Raw genomic sequence first — 12,065 nt, 5'->3', positions numbered from 1 at the left:
AGTACGGGAAGACGAGAGATGCACAACGAGACCTCCCTGTGGCGCGAGAGCGGACTTCGCCTGTCCGGGTTCGGGCACTACTACCCACGCCTCCTGGTCGAGAACGAGAGCGCCGGGGACCCCGCCGGCAACGCGGTGGACGAGGCGGTCATCGGACGGCTGGACGTCCGCAGCCGCCATGTCGCGGACGAGGAGGAGACCCCCGCGTACATGGGAGTGCGCGCCGCCCACGCGGCACTGGAGCAGGCGGGCGTCACGCCAGGCGAGATCGACCTGGTGGTCTTCAGCAACTGGACCGACCGTCACTTCGTCCCCGAGTGGGGTCCGCACACCGCCCATCTGCTGGGCGCGGAGCGGGCGTTGGCCTTCGACGTGTGCGGCGCCTGTACGGGGTTCGTGCACGGGGTCCAGACGGCTGCGGCGTACTTCGGCACGCACGCCGACTGGCGGCACGCGCTCGTGGTCTCCAGCGAGCGATTCTCACGCCGGGTACGGCCCGGCAGCAAGGGCGAGCTGATCGTGGGCGACGCGGCCGGGGCGGCCGTGCTCTCGCGTGGCGCGGAGCCGGACGCGGGGCTGTGGGACTCGCTGCTGATCAGCGACGGTTCCGGCCGGGAGACGGTGACGGTGTACCCGCCCAACGGGTGGATCAAAAGCAGCCGGGAGCTGGTCTCCATCGCGGCCGACTCGCACGCCGACCTGGCTACCCGGATGCTGGCCCGTTCGGGCACCAAGATGGACGAGATCGACTGGGTGGTGCCCCACCCGGGCACGGGCCAACTGCACACCGCCGTACGGGAACGCCTCTCCATCCCGGAGGCGCGCTTCGTCACCAACTACGAGACGCGGGCGAACACCGGCAGCGCCTCGGTGCCCATCGTGCTCTCCGAAATGGCGCTCGACGGCCGGCTGAAGCCGGGCGACCTCTGCTACACGCCCACGGTGGGCTCCGGCTGGTACTACGGAGGGCTGCTCTTCCGTGTCTGATCGGTCTCTCATACGCGCCGACCGTGTTCGGGGTACGGCCCTGGTCACCGGGGGCAGCAGGGGCCTCGGTTCGGCCATCGCCCGCCATCTCGCCTCCGTGGGCTGGCACACCGTGATCTGTGGACGCGACCCGGATCGTCTGGACGCCGCCGTGAAGGCGGCGGCGGACGACGGGATCGCCCTGCACGCCGTACGGGCGGACGTCACCGACGAGGGGTCGGTGGCCGGACTCTTCGAACGGCTGGCCGAGGAGGACCGGCCGCTCGGCCTCTGCGTCAACAACGCGGGCAACAACTTCTCCCGCCGTCTGGTGAGCGTCAGGGAGCGGGCCGACGGGCCGCCGGAGCTCTCCCCGCACCCGCTGGAGGACTTCGAACGGGTGGTGACCTCGCTGCTCACCGGCACCTTCCTGGTCGGCCGGCACGCCGCGCAGGCGATGCTGGCCGCCGGCACTCCCGGCGCGATCGTCAACATCTCCTCCACCGTCCGCAGGGGCGCGTACGGGCAGTCCGCGTACTGCGCGGCCAAGTCCGGGGTCGAGGCGCTGACCCGCACCTGGGCGACCGAACTGGGCGAGTACGGCATCCGGGTCAGCGCGGTGGCCCCGGGCGTCGTCGACGGCGAGGCGCTGCGCCGCCGTTCGGCGGCGAGCGAGCGGCACGCCGCCTACATGGCCGACCTGCGGCGCCATGTGCCGCTGCGGCGCTGGTGCGACGAGAGGGACGTGGCGGAGGCGGTCGCCTTCGCCGCCGACAACCCCTCGGTGACCGGCACGGTGCTGGAGGTGGACGGGGGCGGGCTGCCCGCCCGCATCCTGCCCCCGGTCGGCCGCGCCCCCGAGAAACGTACGACGGCCGCGACGGCGGACCTCCCCGAGAAAGCGGAGAACACAGCATGACCAGCGGCTTCGCACCCACCCTGCTCGAAGGCAGGACCACTTTCCTGACCGGTGCCAGCAGCGGCATCGGCGCCGTCCTGGCGACGATGCTCGCCGCTCACGGCTCCCGCGTGGCGCTCATGGCCCGCAGCGAGAAGGAGCTGCGGCTGCTCGCCGAGCGGATCGAGGCCGACGGAGGGCGGGCGGTGGCGGTCCCCGGAGACCTCACCGACGCCGCCAGCGTGCGTGCCGCCGTCCGGGAGGCCGAGGAGCGTCTCGGCCCGATCGACCGGCTGGTGCACTGCGCGGGCGCGGCGCGCGACCAGGCGTTCCTGTGCGACCAGGACGAGGACCAGTGGATGGCCACCCTCGACATCAACCTGCTCGGCGCCTTCCGCGTCGCGCGGGCGATCGTGCCGGGGATGATGGAGCGCCGCGAGGGCAACATCGTGATGGTCTCCTCCATCGCCGGGAAGCGCGGCCTGCCCGCCAACACCTCCTACTGCGCCTCGAAGTTCGGTCTCAACGGCATGACACAGGCGCTCGCCTCCGAGCTGGGCGCCTTCGGCGTACGGGTCAACGCGGTCTGCCCCGGGCTGACCGACAGCCCGGCCGCCACCGACGGTGAACGCTACGGCGACCCGTTCATGGCGGCCATCGCCAAGCACCACGGCCCGCCGGACCTGACCTGGGATCGGTACCTCAAGCGGGCGGTGAACAGCACCATCCTGCGCCGTCTGGTGCGCCCCGAGGAGATCGCGGCCCAGGTGCTGTTCCTGCTCTCCGATCTCTCCGGCGGGATGACCGGCCAGGCCGTCAACGTGGACGCGGGGGCTCTGTGAGCGAGGAGTACGGCCAGGAGCGGCAGGGGGCGCCGGCCCCCGAGCGGCTGCTCGCCCCGGCGGCCCGCCCCTGGGCCCCCGGGCCCCGGGACGCGCTCGTCACCGGGATGGGCTTCTGCCTGCCCGGCGCGGGCGACGAGCCGGTCCGCACGGCCGCGCAGGTCTGGGCGACCGCGTCCACCGGCACCAGCCATGTCGAACGCGAGGGTTTCCACCACGGCACCGTGCGCGGGGCCCGGGAGGCGTTCGCGGAACTGCTGCCCGACATCCCGTCCCGCTATCTGCGCAGCTATGCCGACGTCCACCTCTACGGCCTGGTCTCCCTGGTCGAGGCGTGCCGGGACGCCGGACTCGACCACGCGGCGGGCGCGTTGCGGAGCGCGGACGTGCTGACCGCCCGTGCGGGGGTGGACAGCAACTACGACAGCTACCGCGCCTGGCACGACGCGGATCCGGCGACGATCAGCCCGAAGGACGCCAAGTCCCTCTTCGTGCGGCTGCTGGTGGCCGGCACGTCGAGCGATGTCGGCCCGGTCCAGGCGGCGTTGCTCGGGTCGACCGGCGCCAACTACACGGTGAGCTGCGGTTGCGCCTCCTCCTCGGTACTGCTCGGCATCGCCCGGATGATGATCGCCTCCGGCCAGAGCGACCTCGTGGTCGTCACCGGGGTTGACCGCTTCGACACCGAACGGGTGCTGCACGGCCACCGGTTGCGGGAGGTCGTCGAGCGGGAGACCGTCACCGTGCGGCACAACGACGACCCGCCGGCCGCGCCCCGCCACGACCGGCCGATGCGCCCGTACGACGCGGCGGGCGACTGCATGAACTACGGCGACGGCTCGGTGACCCTGGTCCTGGAGAGCCGTGAGCACGCCGCCGCGCGCGGCGCCCGCGCCCACGGTGCGGTCCTCGGCCAGGCCACCACCCGCTCCGGGCTGAGCAGCGCGGTCGCCATCGACACCGGCGGTACGGGGCTGGCCGAGGCGGCCCGCCGCGCGCTGGGCGACCACACCTCGCTGGAACGCATCCCCTACGTCAACGGGGGCGGCGAGGGCGACGCACTGTTCACCCGCATCGAGTCCAACGCCGTGCGCTCGCTGTGGGGCGAGAAGTCCGGCCAGCTGATGGTCAGTTCACAGGAGGCGTGTTTCGGGCACAGCGGCGCGCCGCTCGGCAACCTGGGTACGGCGCTGACGCTGATGATGATGCGCGAGGGCGAGGTCTGCCCCACCGCCAACTGCACGACGCCGTCGCCGGTCTGCTCGTTCGACCCGGTGCCCGGGACGGAGACGCGCGCCCTCGGGTTCGACCGGGCGCTGAGCTTCAACTACCAGGTGGGCGGGGTCAACAGCGCGCTGCTGCTGGGAGGTGGCGATGCCTGCTGAGCTGCCGCTGCTGCGGCTCTCCGGCGCCGGGTTCGTGCTTCCGGGGCCGGACGGCCGCGCCTGCACCGACCTGGACACCTTCTGGCGCGTGGTGCGCGACGGGGTGAGCTGCCTCTCCCCGTACAGCCATCCCGAACTCCCCCTGCGGATCGCCGGAACGGTCGAGGGCTGGGACCCTGAGCGGGAGCTCCCGCTGTCGGAGCGGCAGATCCGCCGCTCCTCACGCGCCGGGCTGCTGGCGACGGGGGCGGTGCACCGCGCCCTGGAACAGGCCGGGCTCACCGCCGCCGATCTGGATCCCGAGCGCACCGCGCTGGTCGCCTGCTCGCTCCAGTTCGCCTTCCCGGAGACCGAGCGCTACTACCGGCTGGCCCATGCCGAGGGCGTCGCCGCGCTCGGCATGGAGTACTGGCTCAACGGAACCCCGCCCAGCGTGATCGGCACCGTCGCCTCCGGGCTCCGGCTGCCGTGCCAGACCCTGAGCGTGGCGGGCTCCTGCAACGTGGCGCTGCGGACGCTCCACCTGGTCCAGCAGATGTTCCGGTGCGGGGACATCGACCGGGCGGTCGTCGTCGGCGTGGACACCACCGTGGACCCGGTGTTCGTCGCCGGCACCAGCCACACCGGGCGCAGTGGCTACCGCGCCTCCTCACTCTCCGACGACCCTTCCGACGTCCGGCCGCACGACGAGGTCCAGACCGGCAACGCCACCGGGGAGGGCGCGCTCGCCGTCGTCCTGGAGAACCCGGCGACCACCGGGGACCGTCCGGGGCTGTTGCACCGGGCCCATCTGCGCACCTCCCGCTCCAACGGCCCCTCCACCGTCGCGACCGGGCCGCCCGCCAACGTGGTGGGGGATGTGCTGGCGACGCTGGCGTCGGCCGGGCGCGGGCCGGGCGATCTCGCGTTCGTCAACGATTACGCGGACGGCAACCGGTTCGTCGAGGACCACTTGTGCCAGGCGCTGGCCGGGGTGCGCGAGGCGGCCGGGTACGGCGGCGAGCTGCTGCTGACCAACCAGGAGGCGGTCTTCGGGCATGTCGCCGGGACGGGCGGTCTGGTCAAGCTCCTCGGCAGTCTCCTGATGCTGCGCCACGGCCGGATCGCTCCGAGCGCCAACACCCTGAAGCCGTACGCGGGTCTGCCGGGCGAACCGGTGCTCGCGGGCGGCCTGGCGACCGGGGGCGACAGCGCGCTGGTGCTCGCCTCCGGGGCCGGCGGCGACGCCACCAGCATGGTCATCGAATACGAAGGCGGCGACTTGCCATGACCCATGTACACAACACGGCTGCACGGCCCGTGGCTGCCGTGGCGGGGGACCCGCTGCGGTCGCCGGTCGGCACCCGGGTGGTCGTCGACGCGGCCGGGGCCCCGGGCGCATCGGCCGAGGCCCTCGCCGACGCGCTCACCGCCCTCGGCCTGGCGCCGGAAACAGCCGAGGCCCCATGTGCCGGCGACGCCGCCGCCTACTGCGCGCTGCTGTTGGGCGAGGAGGCGTACGGCGCGGAGCGCTCGCCGGGCCTGGACCGCGAGCGCGTCCGGGCCGCCGCCCTGGCGATGGCGGCGGCGGGCCGGGGCCGTCTGGTCCTGGTGACCGACGCGACGGGCGAGACGCACGCCGGGACCGACCCCGAGCGGCACGCCCGGCTCGCCGCCGACCGGGCCTGGTGGCAGCACCTGGTCACCGAGGTCGCCGGGCGCGGGGTCGTCGGCAACACCGTGGTCACCGGCTACTCCCCCGGCCTGGGCCATCTCCTGTCGCCCGTGGCCGAGGCAGGGCTGCTGCGCTATCTCGTGCAGCGCCGGGCCACCACGGCGGCGGATGTGGCGGCCACCGTGGGCTTCCTGGTCTCCGAGGGTTGCTCGTACCTGGTCGGGGAGACCCTGCCGGTCGACGGGGGCGCGGGTCTCGGCCAGATCCCCTCGCTGCCCGCGGGGCCGCCGGCCGCCGTCCCGGCGCCCCGGAGCGCCCCGGCAGAGCAGCCGGCCCCGGAACCGGTCACCGGCCCGGACCTGGTGGGCCACACGGTTCTGGTGGCGGGCGCCAGTAGCGGTATCGGGAGGGCCGCCGCCCTGCATCTGGCGGGGCGCGGCGCGGACGTGGTGCTGGCCGCGCGCCGGACCGGGGCGCTGGAGGAGGTGGCCGCCGAGATCGAGGCGGCGGGCCAACGGGCGTGGACCCTGCGCTGCGACCTCTCCGACCCCGAGGACGCGGCGTCGCTCGGCGAACGCGCCTGGAAGACGGCGGGCGGGGTGACCTCGCTGCTGTACGCGGCCGGGCACCTCGGCTTCAGCGCGGTCGGCGGCGACCCCGCCTCCGCCGCCCGGACGTTCGCGGTGAACCTGCACAGCTTCGTCGCGGTCACCGAGTACCTGGCGGCCCGCTGGCGGGACGAGAACGTGCCCGGGGCGGTGGTCGGGGTCTCCTCGGTCAGCTCCACGCTCAGTCCCGTCGCCGGGCTGGAATACTACGGGGCGAGCAAGGCGGCGATGGCGCAGTACATCCGCTGTCTCGCGGTCACCGTGGCCCGCCACGGCATCCGCGCCAACTGCGTGGCTCCCGGCATCATCGAGACGCCGATGGGTGGCGCGGCGGGGCCCGAGCACCGGCGCGGCTGGATCAGCCGGATTCCGGCCGGGCGGGTCGGCGAACCGCGCGAGGTGGCCGCCGTCCTCGGCCATCTGCTGAGCGGGTCTGCCGCCCGGGTGACCGGTGCGGTGCTGCGCGCGGACGGCGGCTTCGGCCTCGGGGACGTGGCCCCGCTGCGGCCCGGCTATCCCGAGCCGGAGCCTGCGGGACCGGAGACGGCTCGGGTGGAGGGCCGGTGAGCGCCGCAGGAGGGACGGGTGCGCCTCCGGTCGCCCTGGTCGCCGGGGCGTCCTCCGGTATCGGAGCAGCCGTCGCCCGCCGGCTGGCCGCGCGCGGGAGCGCCGTGGCGCTGGTCGGGCGGCGTGAGGCCGAGCTGGAGGACGTCGCGGAGTCGATCCGCGCGGCCGGGGGCACCGCCCTGCCGCTCGCCCTGGACCTGGCCGAGCCGGGTGCCCCCGCCGACGCGGTCGCCCTGACCGCCGCCGCGCTGGGGCAGGTGGGGCTGCTGGTGTGCAGCGCGGGCGCGATCCGGCTGGCCGCCGTCCACGAGACGGAGGAGAAGCACTGGGAGCGGCAGCTGCGGGTGAATCTCACGGTGCCGTTCCTGCTGGCCCGCGAGGTGCTGCCCGGGATGCGCGAGCGCGGCGGCGGCTGGGTCGTGAACATCGGCTCAGGCGTGGGCTCGGAGGTGGTGCCGGGCAGCGGCGGTTACGGCGTCAGCAAGCACGCGGTGCACCGGCTCACCGAGCTGATCCACGAGGAGAACCGCGACTGGGGCATCCGCGCGGTCACCGTCGCCCCGGGCTGGGTTTCCACGCGGCTCGCGGCCCGCCCCGCCGACCTCGGGGTCCCCGAGGAGGAGGTGCTGGACGCGGAGGACATCGCGGACACCGTCGCCTGGCTGCTGGACCGGCCGGCCCGGATGAGCGTCGGCCCCCTGATCCGCGTCGAGCCCTCGGCGAGCCGGGCGGCCGCCGGGGACGCCATGACCCGCCATCTGAACCGCTCCCGCGCCGAGGGCGCCGGACGGGCTGCTGAGGAGAACCGCTGATGGGCAGGACCACTCTCGTCGAGCACGACGTGCCGGTGGAGATGCGCGACGGAACGGTGCTGCGCGCCGATGTGTGGCGGCCCGCCGACGGGCCGCCCTCGCCCGCCGTCCTGTTCCGCACGCCGTACGGCAAGTCCCCGCTGGGCCTCGCCACGTTGACCCCGGCGCAGTGCGTGGACCGGGGGTACGCGGCGGTCGTGCAGGACACCCGTGGCCGGTTCGGCTCGGAGGGCGAGTGGGCCCCGCTGGACTGGTCGCAGGAGGGCCCGGACGGATACGACACCGTCGAGTGGACCGCCGGACAGCCGTGGTGCGACGGGAACGTGGCCATGGCGGGCACCTCGTACCAGGCGATCGTGCAGTGGCTGGCCGCGATGGAGAAGCCGCCGCACCTGCGGGCCATCGCGCCGACGATGTCCACCTCCGCGCCTTTCGACGCCGAGCAGTTGGGCGGCTCGCTGCGGCTGGACCACCTCACGAGCTGGCTCGGTCTGACGGCGCTGGAGTGGGTGCAGCGCAGGGCGGCGGCGGGCGATCCGGTGGACAGCGCGGTCGTCGCCGAGGTCGTGCAGTTGCTCACCAGACCCGATGTGCCGCTGCGCCGCTGGCCGTTGTCGGCGATCCTCGACTTCGAGGGTTTTCCCGGCCGGCTGCGGGACATCTTCGCGGGGAAGGTGGCGACGGTGGCCGACTACCGCCTCGCCGAGGTCGGTGTCCCCACGTTCTCGGTGGGCGGCTGGTACGACGTGTTCTCCCACGGCACGATCGAGCTGCACCGGGCGATGCGCGCCCAGGATCCGGTGGCCGGACGGCACGAGCTGGTCGTCGGCCCCTGGGTCCACTCCGGCCAACTGCCGCAGGTGCAGGGCGAGGTGAACACGGGACTGTACGGCTCGGCGCAGGGCGCGCGGCTGGCCGATCTGCACCTGGACTTCTTCGACCGCCATCTGCGTCCGTCCGGGGAAGGAGCCGGGGCGGCGGAGGGCGGTGACGTCCGGTACTTCCTCTTCGGCGACGACGCCTGGCACCGCGCCGAGAGCTGGCCGCCGCCCGGGGCCGTGGACAGCCCCTGGTACCTGGCGGGTCCGGAGGGCGGTGAGGAGGACGGCAGGCTGCTGCCGGAACCTCCGCAGGAGGGTTTCGGACAGGACGCGTTCACCTACGACCCGGAGAACCCGGTTCCTTCGCACGGCGGGCGGGTGCTCCAGCTCGGCCGGCTCGCGGCGGGCCCGCTCAACCAGGCCCACCTGGAGGCCAGGCCGGACGTGCTCCTCTACACCTCCGAGCCGCTCGCCGAACCGCTGGACGTCGTCGGCCGACAGCGGCTGCGTCTCCGCTTCGGCTCGGACGCACCCGCCACCGCGGTCGTCGCCAAGCTCACCGACGTCCACCCGGACGGGCGTTCGCTGCTGGTGGCCGAGGCAAGCCTCCGGCTCGCAACCGAGGACGGCGTACCGCCGGACGAGCCGTACGACGCAGATCTGCTGCTCGGGGACACCGCGTGGCGCTTCGCCCCCGGACACCGGCTGCGCGTCCACGTGACCAGCAGCAACTTCCCCCACCTGGACCGGCATCCGAACGTCCCGGGCCCGGTGGGCGAGGCGGAGCACTGCCGGCCCGCGCGGCAGACCGTCTGGTACGGCGGCCCGTACCAGAGCGTGCTGCGGCTGTGCGTACTGCCCGCGCCGAGGGCCGGGGGGACCGCGTGAGCGAGGACATACTCCACCCGGCCTCCGCCGCCGTGCCCACCGCCGAGCAGTGCGTCCTGGGTCCGCTGCTGCGCCGCCGTGCCGGTGCCACGCCGTCCGCTCCGTACGCGCTGATGCCGGACGGCGACACCTGGAGTTACGCCCGGATGCTCCGGGAGACCGAGGAGTCGGCCGCCGCCCTCCAGGCGCTGGGCGTCACCCCTGGCGAGCTGGTGCTGAGCTGGCTGCCCAACGGACCGGACGCGCTGCGCGTCTGGTACGGGGTCAACCTGGCGGGCGCGGTGCTGGTACCGCTGAACATCGCCTACCGGGGCGCGATCCTGCGCCAGGTGATCGCCGACAGCGGGGCCGAGGTGCTGGTCTGCCGGCCGTCGCTGGCGGTCCGGCTGGAGGAGGGGGGCGAGCGGGTCGGGGCGGTGCGCACGGTGGTGCTGCTGCCGGGTCCCGAGGACGCGCCGGAGGAGGTGGCGGCCCTCGCCGGCCGGCTCGCCGGACGCTACCGGGTGGAGACCGGACTGCGTTCGGACCGGGCGGAGTTCGCCGAGCCGGTGCCCGCACCGCAACCGTGGGACCCGCAGACGGTGATCTACACCTCTGGCACGACCGGCCCGTCGAAGGGGGTGGTCTCCTCCTACGCGCACCTGTACTCCAGTTGCACCGCCGCCTTCCACGGCATGGCCGGTCCGGACGACCGGTATCTGCTCCAACTGCCCTTGTTCCACGCGGGCGGCACGATCGGCGCGTACGGAATGCTGGTGCACGGCGGATCGGTGACGGTCGTCCCCGCCTTCACCACCAGCGAGTTCTGGCCGCTGATCCGCCGTACGGGGACGACGCTGTGCACGCTGCTCGGTGTGATGGCGACCTATCTCCTCAAGCAGCCACCGCTCCCGCAGGACACCGGGCATCCGTTGCGCGCGGCCTACGTCATCCCGTTCACCGAAGGGGCGACGGAGTTCTCCAAGCGGTTCGGCGTCCAGGTCCGCGCGCTGTTCAACATGACCGAGGTCGCGTGCCCGGTGCTCTCCGCACCGGACCACCATCCGGGCGTTGCGATGCACTGCGGGCAGCCCCGGCCCGGCATCACGGCCCGCGTCGTCGACGACCACGACCGGGAGGTTCCGGTGGGCGAGGCGGGCGAACTGGTGCTGCGGGCCGACCGGCCGTGGTCCTTCCTCACCGGCTATCTCGGCCGTCCCGCCGAGACGGCCGCCGCCTGGCGCAACGGCTGGTTCCACACCGGGGACGCGTTCCGGCGCGCTCCGGACGGCGGGCTGGTCTTCGTCGACCGCAAGAAGGACGCCATCCGCCGGCGCGGCGAGAACATCTCGTCCTTCGAGGTGGAGGCCCAGGCCGTGGCCCACCCGGGCGTACTGGAGGCGGCGGCGGTCGCGGTCCCCGGCGACGAGGGCGAGGACGAGGTGCTGCTGGTGGTGGCGGGCCGCGACCCGGCCGACCCGGTCGACCCGGCGGCGCTGCTGGAGTTCCTCCGGGAGCGGCTGGCCCACTTCATGCTGCCGCGGTACATCCGGGTGCTGCCCGAACTGCCCAAGACCCCGACCGGCAAGCCGACCAAGCACACGCTGCGCGCCGATGGTGTGGCGGCGGGGACCTGGGACCGCGAGGCGGCGGGCATCCGCGTACGCAGGGAGAGGATCGTATGAGCCAGGAAGCGGACCAGGAGTTCGCGGGCGAGTGGACGGGGGCGGCGACCGAGTCGTTCACGGACTTCGCGGACCGCGTGGACAGCAAGGAGGACGTACCGCTGCGGGCCTCCCTGGAGGCCGGGGTCGCCACGCTGACGCTGGACCGGCCGCGCCGCCGCAACAGCCTCGATCTGGCCCTCTCCCGCCATCTGCTGCTCGGCCTGATGTGCGCGGGCGAGGACCGCCGCGTGCGTACGGTCGTGATCACCGGGAGCGGCGGGGCGTTCTGCGCGGGCGACGATGTCGAGAGCGTACGGCGGTGGCGGCTGGGCGACCGGGTGGACACCCCCTTCGACCCGATCACGTCGGACGCGCACTACCTCCGGGTCTGCGAGGCGATCCTGCACCTGCCGAAGCCGGTGATCGCGGGGCTGACCGGAGCGGCGGCGGGCGCCGGGGCGGAGATCGCGTGCGCCGCCGACTTCCGGCTGGCGGACACCCGTGCCTCGATCGGCAGTTGCCTGGCGGGGGTCGGCCACGTGGGGAACGTGGTGCTGATGTCCCGGCTGACCGGTCCGGCGCGGGCGACGGAGATCTATCTCACCGGGCGGATGGTGTCGGGGGACGAGGCGGTGCGGCTGGGCCTGTTCGACCGGCTCTGCGCACCGGAGGATTTCGACCGCGAACTGGCGGAGCTGGCAAGTCGGTTCGCCGCGCTGCCGACCGCCTCGGTGGGCCTGTTCAAGGAGCTGCGGGAGCGGAGCTGGGGGCAGCCGGCCGAGTACGGGCTACGGCTCCAGGACGCGTACCACCTGAAGACGCACGCCACGGTGGCCGACGCCCGTGAGGGAATGGCCGCGTTCGCGGGAAAGCGCCCGCCGCGTTTCACCGGCGACTGAGGGACGGCGGACGGCTCCGCCCGGCCGTCGGCCGACCCGGCGGAGCCGTCCGCCTTTGCGGCCGCGACGGAGAGAGTAT

Annotated in this window: 10 protein-coding genes; all 10 read left to right on the top strand. The window is 73.9% G+C overall.

The window, feature by feature from the left end; all coding sequences use genetic code 11:
- Nucleotides 1–18 precede the first annotated feature (18 nt).
- From RNL97_RS31000 to RNL97_RS30955, 10 genes are read left to right on the top strand one after another with little or no spacing between them, the layout of a single operon-like run.
- Nucleotides 19–987, top strand: coding sequence for a ketoacyl-ACP synthase III (locus tag RNL97_RS31000; RefSeq protein WP_030584293.1), 969 nt, complete (start codon nucleotides 19–21; stop codon nucleotides 985–987).
- Nucleotides 980–1,885, top strand: coding sequence for an SDR family NAD(P)-dependent oxidoreductase (locus RNL97_RS30995; protein ID WP_243316038.1), 906 nt, complete (start codon nucleotides 980–982; stop codon nucleotides 1,883–1,885). The genes RNL97_RS31000 and RNL97_RS30995 overlap by 8 nt, the downstream gene beginning before the upstream one ends.
- On the top strand, nucleotides 1,882–2,706 hold the full coding sequence (locus RNL97_RS30990) for an SDR family NAD(P)-dependent oxidoreductase (protein WP_030584299.1): 825 nt from the start codon (nucleotides 1,882–1,884) through the stop codon (nucleotides 2,704–2,706). The genes RNL97_RS30995 and RNL97_RS30990 overlap by 4 nt, the downstream gene beginning before the upstream one ends.
- Entirely contained in the window at nucleotides 2,703–4,091 is a 1,389-nt protein-coding gene (locus RNL97_RS30985; RefSeq protein ID WP_243316037.1) for a beta-ketoacyl synthase N-terminal-like domain-containing protein, read from the top strand. Before RNL97_RS30990 ends, RNL97_RS30985 begins: the two co-directional genes overlap by 4 nt.
- Nucleotides 4,081–5,361 (top strand): beta-ketoacyl synthase, encoded by a 1,281-nt coding sequence (locus RNL97_RS30980; RefSeq protein ID WP_030584305.1) that lies wholly within the window; start codon nucleotides 4,081–4,083, stop codon nucleotides 5,359–5,361. Before RNL97_RS30985 ends, RNL97_RS30980 begins: the two co-directional genes overlap by 11 nt.
- Nucleotides 5,358–6,920: an SDR family NAD(P)-dependent oxidoreductase gene (locus RNL97_RS30975; RefSeq protein ID WP_313751479.1), complete on the top strand. Its 1,563-nt coding sequence runs from the start codon at nucleotides 5,358–5,360 to the stop codon at nucleotides 6,918–6,920. The genes RNL97_RS30980 and RNL97_RS30975 overlap by 4 nt, the downstream gene beginning before the upstream one ends.
- A complete protein-coding gene (locus RNL97_RS30970; protein ID WP_313751478.1) occupies nucleotides 6,917–7,732 on the top strand; it encodes an SDR family oxidoreductase in 816 nt (271 codons plus the stop codon). Before RNL97_RS30975 ends, RNL97_RS30970 begins: the two co-directional genes overlap by 4 nt.
- Nucleotides 7,732–9,441 (top strand): CocE/NonD family hydrolase, encoded by a 1,710-nt coding sequence (locus RNL97_RS30965; protein WP_030584313.1) that lies wholly within the window; start codon nucleotides 7,732–7,734, stop codon nucleotides 9,439–9,441. Before RNL97_RS30970 ends, RNL97_RS30965 begins: the two co-directional genes overlap by 1 nt.
- A complete protein-coding gene (locus RNL97_RS30960) occupies nucleotides 9,438–11,105 on the top strand; it encodes an ATP-dependent acyl-CoA ligase (protein WP_313751477.1) in 1,668 nt (555 codons plus the stop codon). The genes RNL97_RS30965 and RNL97_RS30960 overlap by 4 nt, the downstream gene beginning before the upstream one ends.
- Entirely contained in the window at nucleotides 11,102–11,986 is an 885-nt protein-coding gene (locus RNL97_RS30955; RefSeq protein ID WP_030584319.1) for an enoyl-CoA hydratase/isomerase family protein, read from the top strand. Before RNL97_RS30960 ends, RNL97_RS30955 begins: the two co-directional genes overlap by 4 nt.
- Nucleotides 11,987–12,065: the final 79 nt, after the last annotated feature.

It is taken from the genome of Streptomyces parvus (genome assembly GCF_032121415.1).
In the GTDB taxonomy this organism is placed as follows: domain Bacteria; phylum Actinomycetota; class Actinomycetes; order Streptomycetales; family Streptomycetaceae; genus Streptomyces; species Streptomyces globisporus_A.
This window is presented reverse-complemented; position numbering and strand designations above follow the sequence as displayed.

What these genes read in the sequence shown, in the direction of transcription:
- RNL97_RS30975 (WP_313751479.1), top strand. Translation starts at nt 5,358, where the DNA reads ATGACCCATGTACACAACACGGCTGCACGGCCCGTGGCTGCCGTGGCG.
- RNL97_RS30955 (WP_030584319.1), top strand. Translation starts at nt 11,102, where the DNA reads ATGAGCCAGGAAGCGGACCAGGAGTTCGCGGGCGAGTGGACGGGGGCG.
- RNL97_RS30990 (WP_030584299.1), top strand. Translation starts at nt 1,882, where the DNA reads ATGACCAGCGGCTTCGCACCCACCCTGCTCGAAGGCAGGACCACTTTC.
- RNL97_RS31000 (WP_030584293.1), top strand. Translation starts at nt 19, where the DNA reads ATGCACAACGAGACCTCCCTGTGGCGCGAGAGCGGACTTCGCCTGTCC.
- RNL97_RS30980 (WP_030584305.1), top strand. Translation starts at nt 4,081, where the DNA reads ATGCCTGCTGAGCTGCCGCTGCTGCGGCTCTCCGGCGCCGGGTTCGTG.
- RNL97_RS30965 (WP_030584313.1), top strand. Translation starts at nt 7,732, where the DNA reads ATGGGCAGGACCACTCTCGTCGAGCACGACGTGCCGGTGGAGATGCGC.